Origin of the sequence: Paenibacillus physcomitrellae (genome assembly GCF_002240225.1) — a bacterium.
GTDB lineage: Bacteria > Bacillota > Bacilli > Paenibacillales > Paenibacillaceae > Fontibacillus > Fontibacillus physcomitrellae.
In genome coordinates, this window is record NZ_CP022584.1 from 2,066,189 (window position 1) to 2,084,682 (window position 18,494).

Consider the following 18,494-nt stretch of genomic DNA (forward strand, 5'->3'; position numbering starts at 1 on the left):
GCTCGTCTACTAGCTTGTCATCCGCTGCGGATTTTTCCCGGCGACAGGCCGAAGCATTTTTTGAACAGATGGTAGAAATGGCTTAGGTTATCAAAACCGGCCTCCAGCGAGACTTCCAGGATAGAAAGCCGGGTAGTCAGCAGCAAATTTCTGGCATAACTGAGCCGGAGCTGATTGATGTAAGCCGTGGGGGTGGTCTGCAGGTATTGTTTAAAAATGCGGTTGAGATGGCTGACGCTTCGGTCCGCCAGCTCGTTCAGCCTTTCCAGCCCTGCGGTGAAGTTTTCTTTCTTCTGCATTTCGATGAGCAGCAGGTCGAGCCACTCCGGCAGCGTTCTGCCGTTTTCATCCCGGTAATCGTAATAAAAGTACGCGAGTGCCTCGGTCAGCAGGCTGCGGGCCGCCATCCGCGCTTTGGGTTTGTCCGTCGTCGTATACAGGTGCATCTGTCTTCCTTTGCGGCTTATGGCCTCCAGATCGGAAGACACAAGCCGGACTACAGGCGATTTCCGCCCTTCTTTCAGCTTCTGGGCAAAACCCGGGTTGCCGAAATAAGCAAACGCGTTCTCCACGATTTCCGGATAATAATTGACGTTCATAAACCGGCAGTCCTCGTGTCCCCAATAATCGTAGCCGTGGGTATCGCCGGGCCGGACGAACGCCATCGCCCCCGTCTCCAAAGGCTGCTCTTCCCCGTTGATCCGGTGGATGCACCTGCCGGAGGTAACCAGGAACAGCTCGTAAAAATCATGGCTGTGCAGCGGATAGGCATGCTGAATCGAATGGACGATATGATAGTTCGACTGCACCTGGGCGTCGATCAGCGCGGCGGCGCGCAGAACGGGAATCTGCATCTTCCCCCCTCCTCTTTCCGATCAAGTTCAAGTCAGGCAAATGATAATATAGAACAAAAATTTACGCAAGCAATACAAGACGACCCGCAGCCGGAATGCTATGATCTAGCTGTTCTTGGCGGTTAGGATTAATCATTGCGAAGCCTGAGATACAAATACAGTACAAAAATGAACAGCCGATATCAGGAGGAGATCAGATGCGTTTGCTAACACTTAATGGGGTTTGGAAAATGAAGCGGACCGACGAAACGGAGTGGAACAGCGCCGTCGTACCGGGATCTGTTTTTCAGGATTTGCTTGAGGCAGGCAAAATGGAGGACCCTTTCTTCCGCGACAATGAATACGACATTCTGGAGCAGACGAAATTTGATTACGAATACGAAAGAACCTTTCTTGTGGAACAAGGGGCGCTTGACCACGACGTTGTCCTGCTCCGCTGCGAAGGCCTGGACACGCTCTGCGAAATCAGGATCAACGGCAACCTCGTTCTTGAGGCCGATAACATGCACCGTACTTATGAACCGGATGTTAAACAGGTCCTGAAGCCCGGGGAAAATCACATCCACGTCCTGCTCAATTCGCCGACCCGCTATGTTCTGGAACGGGACAAGGAGATGTACCTGTGCAGCTGCGCCGATGCGGTACCGGGCATCTCCCATTTACGGAAGGCCCACAGCATGTTCGGCTGGGACTGGGGTCCGCAGCTGCCTGATTCGGGCATCTGGCGGGACATCGACCTGCGCGGCTACGACTTCGGGCGGATCGAGGACGTACTCGTTACGCAGCACCATACTGATGATCATGTCAGCCTGGAGATCCGGACGGACGTCCGCCAGTGGAGAGAAGCCGGCCTGCGGGTACGCATCGTGTTGAAGGCTCCGGACGGCGAAACATGGGAACATGAAGCAACCCTGGACGGTTACAGCGTCCTGCAGACGATCGGCGTTGACCATCCTGAGCTGTGGTGGCCGCACAATTACGGCAGCCAGCCGCTGTATGGACTGACCGTACAGGTGCTGAACGGAGACCGGGTCATCGACGACAAAACGATCCGCATCGGCCTGCGGACGCTGACGATCCGTCAGGAAGAAGACCAATGGGGCGAATCGTTCGAATTTGAAGTCAACGGCAAAAGCATCTTTGCCATGGGGGCCAACTACATTCCGGAGGACAACGTTTTTGGAAGACTAAGCTTCGGGCGGTCTAAGAACCTGCTGCAGAGCTGCGTGGAAGCCAACTACAACTGCATCCGCATCTGGGGCGGCGGCTTTTATCCGGACGACCGCTTCTACGATTTGTGCGACGAATACGGGCTGATCGTCTGGCAGGATCATCTGTATGCCTGCGGCGCTTACGATTTTAACGAAGCCTTTAAAGAGAACATCCGGCAGGAGACGATCGACAACGTCAAAAGGCTCCGCCATCACGCCTCCCTTGGCATCTGGAGCGGCAACAACGAGCTTGAATATGCGTGGGCATATTGGGGCTGGACGGAACGGTTCGGGGAGAAGCTGCGGGACGATTATCTGCTTCAATTCGAGCAATTTATGCCCGAGCTGAACCAATCGCTTGATCCGAACACCTTCTACTGGCGTTCTTCGCCTTCCTCGGCCGGCGGCCTGGACGACCCGAACAAGGAAAGCCTAGGCGATATGCACTATTGGGACGTGTGGCATGGCCGGAAGCCGATTACGGAATTCCGCACGCTGTTTCCGAGGTTCATGTCCGAATTCGGGCTGCAGTCGTTTCCTTCGCTGAAAACGGTAGAGACGTTCACCCTGCCTGAAGACCGGAACATTTTCTCCTATGTCATGGAGGCTCACCAGAAGAACGGCACGGGCAATGAAAAAATCCTTTATTATATCAGCGAATACTTTAAATATCCGAAAGACTTTGACTCGCTCCTGTATGTTTCGCAGCTGATCCAGGCGGAAGGCATGCGCGTCGGAGTCGAGCATTGGCGGCGCAACCGCGGCCGGTGCATGGGGGCTATCTACTGGCAGCTGAACGACATCTGGCCGGGAGCCTCCTGGTCCAGCCTGGACTACTTCGGCAGATGGAAAGCCACCCATCATGCGGCCAAACGGTTTTTCGCTCCGGTGCTCGCTTCGGCGTGCGAAGAGGGAACAACCGCTTCGCTGCACGTGACCAACGAGACGCTTCACCCGGTCAGCGGGCGTTTGTCCTGGCGCCTGATGAACCACCGGTCCGAAGTGATCCGCAGCGGCGAAACGGAAGTGTTGGTGGAAGCCCTTTCTTCCAAGGAGGCAGCCAGCCTTGAGTTCAGCAAGGAGCTGGACAGCAAGCAGAAGCTCCGGCAGAGCTACCTGGAATTCGAATTTGCCGCAGCAGGACATCCGGTCAGCAGCGGTACTGTGCTGTTCGTGAAATCCAAACATTTCGACTATTTGGATCCGCAGCTCCAAGCAGAAGTAACAGAAGCGAACGATCGTTTCGTGATCGTGCTGCGCAGCCGGGCCTTCGCCAAATTTGTGTCGCTGGACCTGCGGGCGGCGGACGCACGGTGGAGCGACAACCTTTTTGACTTGTCCGCTTCCAAGCCGAAGTCGGTTACAGTCTTTAAAGACAGCTTGTCGGAGGCCTTAAGCCTGGAGGCTTTCAAGGAGCAGCTGACCGTCCGGAGCTTGTACGAAACGTATGTATAAGCCGTGAACCTAATCCAGCCAAATCTGGCGGCCTTGATCCCTATATTTAGGGAATCAAGGCCGCTGAATAGGTTTTCCTGCGAAACTAAGAAAGTCCCGCGTTTCCTACGCTTTATTCTCCTGCTCCTGATAGGCCAGCTTATGGCCGTCTTCGAATCCTTGGGCAAAACCTGTGTTGAAGCCTTCCTGATAGGTTTCGTTGTAGCCCTCCTGATATAAAGCATTCGTATCGATGGAATGCTCTGCTGGTTGCTGCACCAGCGGCTGAACAACGGCCTTTCTTCCCCGGTGCAGGCTTCCTCTTCTTCTGCGAAGCTTTCTGCGGACCGTCTTCCCTTTACCCAGCTTCTTCTTGCGAAGCCAGACCGTACTCCGTCCAGTCCGTTTGGTCAGTCTGCGCTTGCGTATTTTGCCGCTGCTTCTTCTTTTGCGCAGTTTAACCGGTTTATTTGTTTTCTTTAAAGCCATAGGTTAATCTTCCTCCTTCATTCCCTGTTCAATAGACGTAGCTGACTCAGCGTTAATCCAGGGCTTCGCCGGAACACCGGTATACTGCCGGTTCAGCTTAACCCCTGTAAGCAATGCGGCCATCGCTTGCTGGTACCGGGTCATCCGGTGGACCTCATGAGCAAGCAGCTCAGCGGTTTCTTCGGAATAGGACGAAACGTCGGCCAAGCTGTCCAGAATACGCGCCACTGCATTTTGGCTTCTGGAAATAGACATAATTAATTGAAGCTTGGCCTCTTGTTCCGTCGGCGGACGGTTCAAGAGCATCATTTTTCCTCATCTCCAAATCCTAATCCGCCCAGGCCTCCCAAACCTCCAAGCATGTCTCCGAATCCGCCCGAATCTCCAGCTCCGCCGGAAGTGGCCAGCACCGCCCGAAGGTTGCTGCACAATCCGTTCTCAAGCTTGGTTAATCCTTCGATGAGCTCCACCATCTGCTCATGGACGCCCAGCGGCTGACCCAGCTGGCTCTCATGATCGCTGAAGCTGCCTGCATGCAAATGGTTGAGCGTCCAGTTCCTCGTCTTCTCCGCTTCAAGGGCTTTTGCCTCAAGCATCATGGCTACGTTCCATTGAATTTTGGCTGCGGCATCCAATATGTTGATATAAGCGTGCTCCCTGCTCACTTTCTCACCTCCGAGATCCGGCTTCTACTCCTCTTCCGAACCTTTAAGCTCTGTCATTACCTGCGTAAGGTTCTCGGCAATGGCTTCCTCCAGGTCCGCAATGGAGTTCAAATAAGCGATAATGCTTTTGTTTACGGAAGACGTACTTTCCAGCATTCCCTCAACACCTTCAAAATCCGGCTCTTCGTCCGGCAGCGCATGCACGATCTGTGCCATCCTGACCGTAATATGGCGTTCGGCATCGATGATACGGGCAAGCTGTTGGTGTGAATGCGCCATGTGCATCAGAATATCGGTAATCTTTTGATCCACGTTGTTAGCCCCTCCATTTGCCCCGGACGCCCGGCGCTATAAACCAAAACGCCCCGGCGTCCTACTGATTTCAGCATATGCCGGGGCCACAATGTACGTTCCGCTATGACTCTTCGTCCAGGGGATAATTTTATAACTCGTCTGACAGCAGAATTACAGGCGGGAGAACAAGGGCTCCTTCAGGATAAGCAGCCAGCTGTTCGGCCGATCCGCGGACGATTCTGCGTTCAAGTCCCCAAATCTCTACCGTATACCGGGTCAGGATCGGCCGGGCCGTACCCCGGTCAATCTGGAACAATCCGCCTTCGGGAAGTTCGATGACAGCTCCTTCTTTGTATGGGATTGAAACGGCTGTCTCCGGCGTCGAGGACAGGGGCGCGGCTTGAGCGACCTGATCGACTTGAGGATCTGGCGGGACGGCTAGCTCTGACATGACCGCTTCAGCCTGCTCCAGCGTCCATTCCCCGGCATAAGGCAGATTTCGTAAATCCCGCTGAGATACTCTGACCTTAGGACCGCTATAAGCCAGACCATCATAAGCACCTCCAGCGCTGATCCGGAATTTCATGCCGTCCTGAAGCCAATACAGGTGTCCTGTGCCGCTTTCCGCCACCACCTTGGCGGGAATTCCTTCATAGGAACTGCACCCTTGAAGACCAGCCTGGGACCGGCGGCTTGAATCGCGTGCCAAATATTCATGAATGCTGCCCCACTTCCGGTTGAACAGCTGCCGATTCTGCTCGTTCGTCTCCAGATATTCGCGGGTATCCAGACTTTTCATAGTGACGCTGCCGAAGTGATGAACAAAAGCATCACCTGCAATCATCAGCTTAAGTCCTTGCAGCCTGAGCCGGATGATCCAGTCATCATCCTCATAATTGCCAAGCCGGTAGCCTTCGTCCAGATAACCGGTCTGATGGGCGGTCTCCCGTTTCATCAGCAGGCAGAAGCCGACCAGCCGTTCCGTTTCCCTCCACTTGCTGCGATCCGTCTGATTACGTGCTTCGGCAAACCGGTCTAAATCCTGCAGGTCCTGATAGGGAACATCGATCTGCTGCTCTCCGCCGATATAGTTGGTGACCGGTCCCACAGCTCCGATGTCCGGCGAGGACTCCAGACAGTCCAGCATATTGGCCAGCCAGCGTTCCGTAACAAACACATCGTTGTTCAGCAGTAGCACCGTACGTCCCTTGGCCAGCATTAATCCGGTGTTGATCGAGCCGGCAAACCCTTTGTTGCCGTCATGGACAGCCACCCGCACCTTCCGGTACGGCCGAAGCGCTTCGGCTGTACCGTCCGCTGAAGCGTCATCTACTACAATCACCTCGTACGGCTGCGGAGTGAATGCCTCAATACGGTCCAGACACTGCAGCAGCATCTCCTTCTGGTTAAACGTAGGGATGATGATGCTTGTGCCTTCAAACACCTGCTCAAAATCATCATACCCGGCCTGCCGTCCCCTCTCGTAACCCGCCTTCCAGCCTTCTTCAAAAATCAGGGGGTTTGGCGCCGGCGCCGGATTCAGCCGGGAAACCGTTCGTTTCTTCCCGTTTCCCTTCATTCTCCTGACCGCTCTTCCCAGGGCTGCTCTTCCGTTTTTCTTTGTCCTGGCACCGATCTGCCGCTGCTGCCTTTGCTTCGGTTTCGTGATCTTCACCCTCTTCCTTTCATTCCGCCCTTCAGCGGAGCGTCATCTCGCCGCTTTCCAATTTGTTGGCCAGATGGCCAAAATCAATTGCCGGCTTCCCAAGCCGGGAAGCTATCTCGCTGCAAATGAGGACCGCTGCAATCCCGGCGGAAACCAAAGCCAGGTCAAAGGAATGGCCGGCGGCAGCCGCAACAGCATTTTCGGCATCATGCGCTCCTTGTACAGATGGAATTATGCCTCCGATCTCAACACCAGACCTCGCCAGCACCTCTGCCAGTCCGGGCGATTTATTGCCGACAACCAGCACTTTCCGCCCCTGCAGCAAGGGAAGGAGCAGGCCTCGCTCCACCATGGCGTAGTTAACCGTCGACAAAGTCAGCCGGAGCTTCGCAGGATCAAGTCCATAATGGGACAATACGGGGAACAGCAGGCCCTGAAAGGAAGGATGCCGCGACTGAGGAACCCCGATAATATCGGCCTTAAAGAGAGCTTGTGCCAGCTTCTCCCGGACGCCGGGGTCCGGCAGTTCTACCCCTGCATAAGGCAGGAAAGGCCCCCTTCGCCGCGCTTCTTCCACCGGCAGCACCGTATCATGCGCCAGCGTCAGCAATTCCCCGTCTCCAAGCCTCACCAAAGATAAGGAACGGCCGGTGGTCAAAGATTCCCGGAACATCTCCGTCACTCCTTCTGCCGGAAGCAGCGGAATAAATGCCTCCCGGGGCAGCTGGGAAAGACCCGCGGCTATGATATCCCTTGCCGTATAACCCTGCAGGATTGTGTTGGGAGGGAGGAGCCGTGCAACTTCACCTTCCCCTCCTTCAAAATATCCTTCTCTCAAACCTGCCTGGTACCGTTCCTCCAATTCGGCTTCGCCGGCCATTTGTTCCGTTTGCTGCTCAGCAGCCGGTTTGTCCTGCGGTGTCTGCTGTGCAGCTGCTGCCTCTTCAGCATCGAACGGCTGCAAAAGATCCGGCTGTTGGATGAGGGATTTAGCCCCCGTCCGTTTGTCTATTCGTTTATATATTCTTAAGGACGTTCTCCGGGCTCCCCTTCTCCGCTTAATCCGCAGCGCTGTTGTTCCCCGCCGGGACCTGCGATGCCGCCGGCTCCGCCTTCTCCCGGCTTTCGTGCTCAAAGCGCCCAGCTTGCCCCCCTGCCGGCGGGACCGCTGGTGAGCAGCGGCGCTGACGGAAGCGGCAGGCGTATTTTTTTCCCCGGGAAGGGTTGATCTGCTTCCAGAGGAATGAAAGTTCACGGCAGCATGTAACGGCGGTTGTTTCCTTTTCATGGTCCGCTCCCCCTCCCTTAAACCTGATTGGCAGATTACCGGCCTGCTTTCCCCATCTTCCGGGCCGCTTCCTGTAAAGATTCAAACGTTCCGGCATCTGTCCACCATTTCCGCAGTACATCATATTCAAGCTTGCCTTCCCGGGCATACAGATTGTTCACATCGGTAATTTCCAGCTCACCGCGCGCCGAAGGCCTCGTAGATGCTATCCGTTCAAACACCTGGTCATCGTACATATAAATACCGGTTACACTGTAATTTGATTTCGGGTGCTCCGGTTTCTCTTCAATCCGCGCAATCAGCCTGCGGTTATTCTCATCAAACACAGGCACGCCATAACGGCGCGAATCCTTAACCGGTTTGAGCAGCACACGCGCGCTTCCGTAAGACTGCTGCTTGAATTTCTCAACAAAAGGCTGCAGATCATCCATAAACAGATTGTCGCCCAGCAGCACTACAAACCGGCCCCCGGCAGGAATAAATCCCCGGGCAAGACCAAGCGCTTCGGCGATCCCTCCGGCCTGCTCCTGAATTTTGTAGGTAAGGTTGACCCCCATCTCCTGGCCGCTGCCGAGAAAATCGGTATACAGGCCGGCCGATTGTTTGCCTATAATCAGCAGAATATCGGTAATTCCCGCCTGCTTGAGCTTGTCGATTCCGTAACAAATCATGGGCGATTCTCCGACCGGAAGCAGGTGTTTGTTGATCAGCCGGGTTAACGGGTACAGCCTTGTTCCTGTGCCTCCCGCCAAGATGACGCCTTTCATGGCCACTCCTCCTCTTGATCTGAATAAAGCTCTCTATAAAAAAGACTCACATAAACGACAGTGGGTCGCATCCCCACTTCTCGATAAACCGCTGGCGGTTCCGTTGAATGAGGTCCTGCCACCCTTCCGGATGCTGCGAAGTAAAGCTGGCGCTTCCCTGGTGATACACAAAGGTATCCCCGCAGATCAGCAGCCGGTACCCTTTACGAATGGCCCGGTAGCAGTAATCGTCATCCTCGTAATGCCCGGGAGAGAACCCTTCGTCAAGCGGGCCAATCCGTTCATACAGCGAACGCTTGAACAGGAAACAAAATCCGACCAGCCGCTTGACCTCCCGCCATTTGGACGCATCCGGACGATTATGGCCAGCCGCATAAGCCAGAAGCTCCTCCGGACCTCCCGGACCGGCATCAATCCTTTGTCTTCCGCTGGCATAGTTCGTCACAGGGCCAACGATGCCAATATCCGGACTGCTGTACAGGGCCGACAGCATTTGCGGCAGCCAGCCGGGGGCAGCCATACAGTCGTTATTAAGCAGCATCAGCTGCTCCCCTGACGAGACGGCCAGCCCTTTGTTGCAGGCCGCCGGAAAACCGCTGTTCGCCGGCAGCGAAACAAACCGCAAGGCTTGCTGGACGCAGTATTCCGCTGTCCCGTCCGTGGACCCGTTATCGACGATAATAATTTCATAAGGGACCCGGGTATATTTCCGGATGGAATCCACGCAGCGGGATACGAGACCCAAAGCGTTGTAAGTCGGTATGATTATGCTGGTTAAGTCTTCCTTGCCCATCATCCGTTCCTCGCTTTCGCCAGCTCCGGCCGGGAAACACTTTGCCAGTGCAGTCTCGGCCCGAGCCGTTTTACGGCTTCGTGCAGCGCTTCGGCATGATCGCCGACAATTAGCTGGGCCACTTTATTGCCCGTTCCCAGATTGCCCTGGCGAAGCCGGTTGCGCTGGATAACATCCGCCGTGCAGGGGGCAGAAACGGCCAGCCCTTCCAGAATGGCTATCGTCTGCGCCTTGGGCGGAACGGCCAGCGCTGCCGTACCGACCACCTCTAAAGCCCGGCGGGACAAGACATGAGGCACTGCCGTCAGTGAGCTGCTCCCCAAATCCGGGCGTCCCAGCGCCTGATTCAGGAACAATTTGCAGCGGGTTACTTCATCCTGCCGGCCAAATGGAGGCACGAATGCCGAAATATCATTCAGAACCACATCGGTTCCGCTTTCCTGCTCATAGAGAAAAGCCGCGAGCTCTTCGGCCGGCACCTGCATATCCCCATCCACGAATAGTAGACTGTCACCGCCGGCCAGGGAAGCGCCAATAGACCGGCCGACATCATGTCCAAGCCTTTCAGGATCGTAAGCGATGATGACGTTCTCCCGTTTCTTGACCTCGAAAAAGCTCCCGTCCGTGCAGCCGTTCAACACGACAATCCGTTCATAAAGCGGCAGACGGTCCAATTCATCCAGCAGCGGCCCCAGCGTTTTCTCTTCATTACAAGCCGTGATCACCACGGAAGCCTTTCCCTTCAAAGGCACCGGCACACCTAAAGCCGGCGGTAACAGGCCGGCTGCCTTGGCGTATCCATCCCGGTAAGCGAGCCCGAGAGACAGCGCCTCGCGGAAAGATGGCCGCCCCTTAGCGGAACGAGCGCTGAACCATTCAGACAAGGAACGGCGAAAAGCCTGCACCGGACTTTCCTGCACCAGATTCGCCGGAACCGACTCAGCCGGAGAATCAGCTGCAATCGGACGCTCCGAGACGGAAGCCGCTGATCCATCGGTCATTCCAGCGGACCTGGAGGTAAGCCCGGCCATTCTTCCAGCCGCAAAAGCCTCAGAGAGTCCTGCCTGCCGCCCGCGTCCAGCCAAGGAAAACTGCTGGGAGCGCCGCCGGCTCAGGCGGAGGGCTGCAGAGCTGCCGCGCCTTTTCTGGGCTAACATCCGCTTTCTTCTCCGCCGTCTTAAAGCTGCCGGGCCGCTTCGGCCCCTCTTGGCGGAAGCCCTTGGCCTTGCCCCAAAGGATTTGGAAGCTGTATGTGTTCTTCTCTTTGCCGTTGTTGTCATGTAATCACCTTGCTCTTTCCCGGAGCCTGCCCAGGTCGGAAAATCCGCCGCGCGGTCCCCGCAGCTCCAGAATCCGGCAGGCTGCCTCCATATGGTCACCGGCAACAAGCGGGGTCAGGAGATCCTTTTGTCCCGAGCGCCTGCGCCTGCGATTCCGGCTGCCAACATTTACATAATGCACGGCCCGCACCCGAAGTCCGTCCAGAATCGCTGCCGCGTAGGCCACAGGCGGATTAGACAAAGTATCAAATCCGATCTTTGACACAGCCTTCCGGCTGAGCGCGTGGGGCACGGCCGTTAGGGACACCCCATTCAGGTCCGGCCGGCCAAGCAGCGAATTCAGCATATACTTCGAGCTGACTACGGGATGAATGCTGCCGGTCTTAACCGGCCCGCTGTAATCGTTCAGCGCTAAATCCCCGCCCTCCAGAATTTCTGAAACAAAGGGCTTCAGCTCATCGGCCCGTACAGCCATGTCCCCGTCCACGAACAGCAGCACATTTCCTTGAGCCGCTTTGGCCCCGACTGCTCTTGGTACGTCGTGCCCGAGTGGTTCCTCGAATTCTAGAACCTTCGCCCCCAGCTTCCGCGCCAATTCCGCGCTGTCGTCCCGGCAGCCGTTGGCCACTACAATGACCTCCGTCTTCGGGTGTACACGGGAGGATTCTCGGATGACGCCGGCGAGCGTCCGAACTTCGTTCATGACCGGGATGATGACCGAAACGACCGGCTCCGGGTGACAGGTAATGACAGCAGCCCCAGTCAGCTTCTTTCGTTTGCCGCCTCTCGGATTGACTCTGGAACGGACTTTGCGTTTGTTCATCTTCGAGATCCCACCTTTGTCAGTTATGCAGAATGGATGGCATATACGATAGCTTATGCTTTCGGCTGTGCCACGCAACGGCAAACGTACAGGGGCGGGCGCCGCTTTGCCTAAGAGGCCATTTAATTCCGCTGCAGCAAAAAGAACAGGAGAAAGGCACCCGCCTTCCTCCTGTTCTTTCCTTTCAACCGGATGTTGATCTGCTTCCTGAACTTGGCTCACTGCCGTCTCCTGCCGACCGCCCTTAAAATTTCTCCCGCACCCGCACCGTTATAAATACGCTTCCCGATCTTCCCAGCCTCCCTGGTCATGTTCCTGCGACATGATCCGGATCCACCGGGCTGCCGTATGCTGCCAGCGGAACCGGCTGCGTACGATGTCCAGCCCGTTCAGTCCCATCTCCCGCCGCAGCTCCTCGCTGCCAAGAAGTTTAAGCAGGTATGCCGGCAATTCATCGTTCATGTGCTCCGGATTGACCAGGAAACCTGACAATCCGTCTTCAACAATTTCCGGTATACCTCCCGCTCTGGTGGCAACAACAGGAATGCCGGCCGCCATCGCCTCCACATTAACAAGCCCAAACGCCTCGTCTTCCCCGGAGGGGACAACTACAATATCCGCGAGATTGTACCAATCCGCTACCTGAGGGTAGGGGGTGAACGGAAGAAATTCCACCTGTCCGGGATAAGCTTCGGCCATTTTCTTCAAATCGCGAACATAATCCGTTTCCCGAAGGCTTCCGTAGAACGCCCCGCCAACGACCAGAAGCAGCGCCTGCGGCTCTTGCAGCAGCAGCTTAGGAAGAGCTTGCAGCAGGTGATGTACCCCTTTTTCCGGAATCAGCCGTCCGATGTATAAAATGATTTTTCGGCCGCTCCAGCCGTATTCCTCTAGTCTTGCCTTTCTTAAACCTTCCCCTACTGGCGTCCAGCGCGGAACAAAATCCTCCAGGCTGACCCCCAGATGATTCACTTCCAGTTTGGCCGACAATCCGGGGAAAAGGTTCTTTAGCTCTCTATGCAGATAACGGCTGTTCAAGATAATACCGTCGAGCTGATTAAGCGCCGTTTCTCCCCAGGTCCGCGGAAAATGTTTATCCTGAACAAACGTAGTCGAATGCAGCGATAAATAAATTCTGGCCTGCGGCATGCGCTGCTTCAGCCTGCTGGCCAGAATCGGCCTGTTATGCACATCAACCGAATCCGGCCGCCATGCCCGGAGATGACGAAGAATGGACGGCAAATAGGCCGAACCTCCCGGCACTCTGCAGCAGGGCACCGTTCCAAGCATCGCTTTCACGGGTCCATCTTCCCCTGTTCTGCCGTATACCCGGATATCCAGGTTTCCTGCAGCCAGCGGGACCACTTTTTCGATTACACGTTCCACCGAACTGCTTCGTCCTGATGGAATGACAAACGATCCCGGCGAAATTACCGCAACCTTGTGAGGATTCAAAGCCATTAGCTCCCTTCTGCCAATCATCATTATGATGTAGTTATACGATACGAACCCCGCCGTGGTGACTCTTACGCAAAAATACCGCTGCAGCGGCGGCAGTCCCGCGAAATCAGGCGGCTGTAACCCTTCATTCGTCCATGCCTTCAACCTGTCCTGAACATAAAATAAACCAAGCCAATCATCCTATCCGGATAATCCGGCAGGAAGGGGGAAGGGATATTGCATCCCGAATATGTCGGCATTCTGCTTAATGCAAAGATGCACCGGGGCATACCGGTTGGCCGTACCGGGAAAGAAGCTCTTACGCTTTATGAAGACGGGGCAGCCGCTTACGGTTTAACCCCCTGCTATTTGAGGCTTGAGGACATTCGGACCGATCGAGAAACGAGCCTTGCTTATGTACGGCGGGGGGATGAATACATCCGTGCCGCTATACCTACCCCGCGGGTGATCCATAACCGGGCAATCTACTCCGGGACCGGAGCGAGGCAGAAGATAACCCGGCTCGGCAGTCAGGGAATTATCGTCTTTAATGCTAATACGCGCTATTCCAAAGACGAAATCCACCTGCTGCTGGCGGGAAATCCCTCGTTAGCAGGCTGCCAGCCTCATACGATGCCCGCTACTCTCAGCGGCATAGCATTTATGATGCAGCGATATAATGATTTAATTTTAAAGCCTGCCAGAGGCTCCGTCGGACAGGGAATTATGCGATTGCGGCAGGACATGGGCATTTGGCGGCTGCTTCACCGCAGCAGCCGGGGGAAACGCCCAGAGCGGTGGATAGAAACACGGCTGGGCAAAGGCAGCAAAATGATGTGGCCTCTGCCGGTTATCCGTCAGCTCCGCCGGGTTCCTTATCTGGTACAGGAAAGGCTGCCGCTGGCTGAATTCGACGGCCGGCCCTTCGACCTGCGCATCACCGTGCAGCGTGGACTTGACGGAAAGTGGCGCATCACGGGCCAGTTTGCCAAGCTGGCCGCTCCGGGCGGATTTCTCTCCAATATTGCACAGGGAGGAAGCGCCTATCCCGCTGAAAATATACTGCGCGCCGTTATGCCGTCCGGCATGGCGGCAAGTGCGCTTGCCGGAGCCCGCTCTCTGGCGTTTAAAGTCGCGGAGCACCTCTCTGCCAAGCTGCCGCTTCTCGCCGATCTGGGCATGGATATCGGAATCACAGCCGATGGCCGCATCTACTTCATAGAATGCAACGGCCGCGATCAGCGTTACGGATTTCGGGAAGCGGGCATGGACGCGGTTTGGCGGGACAGTTATCGTCGGCCGATGGCCTTCGCCCGCCATCTGCTGATGTACCAGCCCGATCGTCAGCCTCCAGCCTTGTTCCTCCCTTAAGCGGTATGCCGCCCGAATAGATTCCCACTTAAAATCGGCTCGGCTTCCTGACCTTATAAGCCGCCTTCCGAAGCGTCTATGACGCACCGGAGGGCGGCTTTGTCCTTCCTTGGCACCGTCCTTGTTGATTTACGTGCTGATCTGTGTCAATATTAGCGGAGTTATCCCTTTGGCGTATAAGCTGGAGGGTTGAATTTTTGAAAGGAGCGTTTTATGGCTCAAACCATGATGCGGTTTTTTACGGAGCTTTCTTCACGGAAGTGGATCGCCTCTCTAACCGGGCGTTTCTCACGGTCTGCCGCCAGCCGGCCGCTGATTCCTTTTTTTGCGAAAATGTACAATATCCCTCTGCATGAAGCGGAGAAACAGCTGGCCGATTACCGGACATTAAACGAGTTCTTTACGCGGCGGTTAAAGCCGGGCATGCGGCCGATACATGAGGAAGCCGGCGCGCTGGTCAGTCCTGTCGATTCCTTGATTACGGCTATGGGCCCCATTGATGCAGGAACCCTGCTTAACGTCAAAGGCCAAAATTATACGATTGCCGATCTGCTTAACGGCTCGCCAAGGCTAGAGAAATACAAACACGGCTATTTCTTTGTTCTTTATCTGAGTCCTACCGACTACCACCGGATCCATGCCCCCGTTGCCGGGACCAAGCTGGAAACGGAACATATCAGGGGCAAGGTTTATCCTGTTAACGACTTCGGCATGACGCATCTGAGATCCGTGCTCGTTCGCAATGAACGGCTGGTCACCTACATCGCTCATGATCCGGGCGAAGTTGCGCTTGTTAAAGTTGGCGCCATGAACGTGAGCAGTATCAAATACACCGATCCTGACGCCAAAACCTGGGAACGGGGCGACGATCTTGCTTATTTTGAATTTGGTTCTACGGTCGTTCTGCTGACGGAAAGCGGTACCTTTGAGCCGCTGGACACCCTGAAGCCCGGTACAGCCGTCAAAATGGGGGCGCTGCTCGGTTATTTCCTCAAGCGGGCGAAGTAGAAGCCGGGAACGGAAATGGGTAGCGGAGGCCGGGAATGGAAGCAGAAGCAGCGTGCCCGTGTTTCCCGAACCTGAAGTCCAACAAACAAGTCCTAATATTGAGTCGAAAAAAAGTCTTATTATCGAGTCCAAGAATCAAATCTTACTATTGAGTCCAAAAAAACCAAAGCAGCTTCCGCCCGACGGGCGAAAGCTGCTTTTTTCTTGGTGGTTATGATATATGGAAAATCGCAATGAGAACTAAGTAATGGGCAATCCTCAGAACCAGGAAATAACCTGTTCGGCCGCCGATTTCATGCGGCGCAGACGGTTTCTGAATATACTTGAGCTGCCTGCAAACCCTCTGCTGCGCATCCGCCGTCTTCTGCTCATAAATTTCACCTCCTTTCAGGCCATGTGATCCGGGGCAATAAAGAATAATTAGAAATTACCCCCTTTTCCGGGACTTTGAACCCGGATGGCCGCTTCAGCGGATTTCGGAGGGGCTTTTGCCCGTATACTGCTTGAATTGGCGGCTGAAGAAAAAGATGTCCCGATAGCCGAGCGCTTCGGCCACCTCGGTCACATTCATTCCCGCATGGAGCAGCAGATGGCGCGCGCGGTCGATACGGCATTTTATAATATAGGATTGAACGGGCGAACCCGTGATCTCTTTGAACTTGATTGAAAAATAACGCGGCGAAAGTCCCGCTCTTGCCGCCAAATCCTTAGTCCGGTGAGGCAGGCCGGGATGCTGGAGCACATAATTGGCGATCTCCTGGATCGACTCGTCCAGATGATGGCTGACCGTCTGAGGCGCCGGATCATGGCGTTCCTCCCGCAGCAGGTAAATCATCATCTGCTTGAGCAGCAGACGGGCTTCTTCCTCGGCACCATACGTGTCCTGATTCAGGAACAGCCGGACATATCTGGAGAGCATGAACTCAAAATCCAGCGTCTCCTCCAGCTTGCGGTAGCGCGACGGGATTTCCTCCAGAGACCCTCTGACATCGAAATGAATGTAAGTCAGCACAAGCGGCTTCTGAGGATTATGGGTAGCGCTGGTGTAGTCGCCCGGGCGGAACAGGAAACAGCTTCCCTTGCCGATCTGGGTCGGCCGCTCGTTCAGAATCAGCGTCCCTTCTCCGCTCCATACATAGAACAGATCAAAATTCTCCAGCGGCTTCTCCCGCTTCTGCCATTTCCATCCGGGTTCGCAGACGATTTTGGCGAATGCCCGCTTTAATACAAAAGAGGAAGGAGAAGTATTCAGCATGATTCTTCCTCCTAGGAGTCATTTTTGCTTGCTATTATACTACGGAAACGCCGTCACCCCAAATTTTGCGGCCAATCTCCTCCATTTGACCTATGCCGCAAATGATCTCTTCCGGCTGTAAATGGGCGAAAAAGAAGCAGGCTGCCGGAGGATGTGATCCTGTCCAGTACACTTCCACGTCGCGGAAGAGGATTCCTTCCTGCCTGCAGGCGGCCGAGAACAGCCGGTAATCGTCCGGGCTCCGGCGCCACTCGGCGTACACATGCAGGCCGCTGTTCAGCGGAAGCGGCGCAAACAAACCGCCAAGGCGGGCAGCCATCTCCCGGCGGAATACTTCATAACGCGCGCCATAAATCCGGCGCATCCGCCGCAGATGTTTGTCATAGTCGCCGCGGGCCATAAACCGGGCCAGCGTCCGCTGCTCCACCAGAGCCGGCGAAGCAGGCTCGAACAGCGCTTTGGCGCGCCGCACAGGCTCCACCAGCGGCATCGGGAGCACCGCGTAGCCGATGCGCAGCGCGGGGAACAAGGTTTTGGTGAACGTGCCGACGAAGACGACCCGTTCACCCCGGTCTTGCGCCATGAGCGGCTCCATCGGCTGGCCGGCCCAGCGGAACTCGCTGTCAAAGTCGTCTTCGACGATGACCGCGTTCCGCCGCTGGGCCCAGGCCAGCAGCTCGCGCCGCCGCTCAGGCGCCAGCACGGCGCCGGTCGGGAACTGCCGGCCCGGCGTCACAAACAGCACGCGCGCATCCCAATCGCGCGGGATGATGCCCCGGCCGTCCACTTCGGCCGGGAGGACCGCCGCCCCGGCAGCGGCGGCGGCCAGCCGGATCCCGGGATATCCGGGATCCTCGAGCACGGCCTGCGCTCCTTCGCCCAGCAGCAGCTGGCTCAGGAGCGCGATGGCCTGCATCGATCCGCTGAAGCAGCAGATCGATGCAGGGTCTGCGGCGATGCCGCGGCTTGCGCGCAGATGGGCCGCTATCGCGGCCCGGAGCCCCGCATCGCCAAAGACGTCCGCCGCGCTGTCGTAAGCGGCGGAGGAGGCCCGCACCAGCGCGCTGCGCCAGGCTGCGTGCGGGAATTCCGCCGGCGGCTTCTCCCCGCCGCTGGCGAAAGAAACGCGGGAGGAGGCGGAGCTGTCCTCCCGCCCGGCCTGCCCGGGTTGCCCGATTTTTCCAGCTTGCCCGACTTTCCCGGTCTGTTCAGTTTGTCCAGTTTGCCCGGCCTGCTCGATCCGCCCGGTCTGTCTCCCGGCCTCCGCCTGCATATAGAGCTCCGTCAGCCTTGCCGCCCAAGGGGACAGCTTCAATCCGGATTTGGCGCTGCTGTTCCCCGAAAGGTCCTCGGAGAGCTCCTTGGAGAGCTCCTCAGAAGGCCCCTCCTTCCCGTCATTCGCTTCCGCGGCCGCTTGTCCTGCAGAATAAAGATCCGTTCCTTCGTTCTTGTCGTTCTTGTCGTTCTTGTCGTTCTTGTCCTTGCTGGCCTTTTCTGCCGCTGCGCCCTTCTCCGCAGATTCTTTTCCAGGCTCCGCAAAATGGGCAGCTACAAAGGTTCCCCGGCCTACCCGGGCCACTACATATCCTTCTGCCAGCAGCATATCGTAAGCCTGGGCTACACTGCCCCGGGACAGCCCATACAGCTCCGCCAGCTCCCTGGAGGCCGGAAGTCTCGTTCCCTCCGGCAATGAGCCGTCCCGAATCCTGCTGCGAATAGCATGGTAAAGCGCCAAATATTTAAAGCGGTACGTAGATAGCGCTTGTTCCCACGGCAAAGTGAAATCAGGCATTTTCCTGCAGGCACCTCCCTACATTGGACTAGTAAAATAACTCTAAATTGGTTCTTTTTTATTG

At 56.1% G+C, this 18,494-nt stretch carries 17 protein-coding genes; 3 read left to right on the forward strand and 14 right to left on the reverse strand.

Going from position 1 to position 18,494, the window contains the following annotated elements:
- Positions 1–17 precede the first annotated feature (17 nt).
- A complete protein-coding gene (locus CBE73_RS09355) occupies positions 18–854 on the reverse strand; it encodes an AraC family transcriptional regulator (RefSeq protein WP_094094006.1) in 837 nt (278 codons plus the stop codon).
- A 197-nt stretch (positions 855–1,051) separates the two neighbouring features.
- Between CBE73_RS09355 and CBE73_RS09360 the strand changes: the two genes are divergently transcribed.
- Positions 1,052–3,520 (forward strand): beta-mannosidase, encoded by a 2,469-nt coding sequence (locus tag CBE73_RS09360; RefSeq protein WP_094094007.1) that lies wholly within the window; start codon positions 1,052–1,054, stop codon positions 3,518–3,520.
- Between the two features lie 105 nt (positions 3,521–3,625).
- Here the strand turns inward: CBE73_RS09360 and CBE73_RS09365 are convergent, their stop codons facing one another.
- The 11 genes from CBE73_RS09365 to CBE73_RS09415 form a co-directional block, all read right to left on the reverse strand.
- Positions 3,626–3,988 carry a hypothetical protein gene (locus tag CBE73_RS09365; protein WP_094094008.1) on the reverse strand — a complete coding sequence of 121 codons (363 nt, stop codon included), beginning with the start codon at positions 3,986–3,988 and terminating at the stop codon, positions 3,626–3,628.
- 3 nt (positions 3,989–3,991) lie between these two features.
- Positions 3,992–4,297 carry a hypothetical protein gene (locus tag CBE73_RS09370; RefSeq protein ID WP_229752624.1) on the reverse strand — a complete coding sequence of 102 codons (306 nt, stop codon included), beginning with the start codon at positions 4,295–4,297 and terminating at the stop codon, positions 3,992–3,994.
- Positions 4,294–4,653, reverse strand: coding sequence for an alpha-helical endospore appendage domain-containing protein (locus CBE73_RS09375; protein WP_094094009.1), 360 nt, complete (start codon positions 4,651–4,653; stop codon positions 4,294–4,296). The genes CBE73_RS09370 and CBE73_RS09375 overlap by 4 nt, the downstream gene beginning before the upstream one ends.
- 24 nt (positions 4,654–4,677) lie before the next feature.
- Entirely contained in the window at positions 4,678–4,965 is a 288-nt protein-coding gene (locus tag CBE73_RS09380; protein ID WP_094094010.1) for a nucleoside-diphosphate sugar epimerase, read from the reverse strand.
- Between the two features lie 130 nt (positions 4,966–5,095).
- A complete protein-coding gene (locus CBE73_RS09385) occupies positions 5,096–6,526 on the reverse strand; it encodes a glycosyltransferase family 2 protein (protein ID WP_157739474.1) in 1,431 nt (476 codons plus the stop codon).
- A 118-nt stretch (positions 6,527–6,644) separates the two neighbouring features.
- Positions 6,645–7,901, reverse strand: a complete 1,257-nt coding sequence (locus CBE73_RS09390; RefSeq protein ID WP_229752623.1) for a GT-D fold domain-containing protein — start codon at positions 7,899–7,901, stop codon at positions 6,645–6,647.
- A gap of 35 nt (positions 7,902–7,936) precedes the next feature.
- Positions 7,937–8,668 carry a sugar phosphate nucleotidyltransferase gene (locus tag CBE73_RS09395; RefSeq protein WP_094094012.1) on the reverse strand — a complete coding sequence of 244 codons (732 nt, stop codon included), beginning with the start codon at positions 8,666–8,668 and terminating at the stop codon, positions 7,937–7,939.
- 46 nt (positions 8,669–8,714) lie between these two features.
- On the reverse strand, positions 8,715–9,464 hold the full coding sequence (locus CBE73_RS09400) for a glycosyltransferase family 2 protein (RefSeq protein WP_094094013.1): 750 nt from the start codon (positions 9,462–9,464) through the stop codon (positions 8,715–8,717).
- On the reverse strand, positions 9,461–10,618 hold the full coding sequence (locus CBE73_RS09405; protein WP_157739476.1) for a glycosyltransferase family 2 protein: 1,158 nt from the start codon (positions 10,616–10,618) through the stop codon (positions 9,461–9,463). Before CBE73_RS09405 ends, CBE73_RS09400 begins: the two co-directional genes overlap by 4 nt.
- A 127-nt stretch (positions 10,619–10,745) precedes the next feature.
- Complete coding sequence (locus tag CBE73_RS09410) at positions 10,746–11,564, reverse strand: glycosyltransferase family 2 protein (RefSeq protein ID WP_094096223.1); 819 nt, start codon at positions 11,562–11,564, stop codon at positions 10,746–10,748.
- Positions 11,565–11,834: 270 nt separating this feature from the next.
- Complete coding sequence (locus CBE73_RS09415) at positions 11,835–13,025, reverse strand: glycosyltransferase family 4 protein (protein WP_229752622.1); 1,191 nt, start codon at positions 13,023–13,025, stop codon at positions 11,835–11,837.
- Positions 13,026–13,241: 216 nt separating this feature from the next.
- Here CBE73_RS09415 and CBE73_RS09420 point away from each other — a divergent pair, with 216 nt between their 5' ends.
- Positions 13,242–14,375, forward strand: a complete 1,134-nt coding sequence (locus CBE73_RS09420; RefSeq protein ID WP_094094015.1) for a YheC/YheD family endospore coat-associated protein — start codon at positions 13,242–13,244, stop codon at positions 14,373–14,375.
- Positions 14,376–14,588: 213 nt separating this feature from the next.
- Entirely contained in the window at positions 14,589–15,383 is a 795-nt protein-coding gene (gene asd, locus CBE73_RS09425) for an archaetidylserine decarboxylase (protein WP_094094016.1), read from the forward strand.
- Positions 15,384–15,849: 466 nt separating this feature from the next.
- Here the strand turns inward: asd and CBE73_RS09430 are convergent, their stop codons facing one another.
- Positions 15,850–16,638, reverse strand: coding sequence for a helix-turn-helix domain-containing protein (locus CBE73_RS09430; protein WP_094094017.1), 789 nt, complete (start codon positions 16,636–16,638; stop codon positions 15,850–15,852).
- A gap of 34 nt (positions 16,639–16,672) precedes the next feature.
- Positions 16,673–18,415, reverse strand: a complete 1,743-nt coding sequence (locus CBE73_RS09435) for an aminotransferase-like domain-containing protein (protein ID WP_425320414.1) — start codon at positions 18,413–18,415, stop codon at positions 16,673–16,675.
- Positions 18,416–18,494 lie beyond the last annotated feature (79 nt).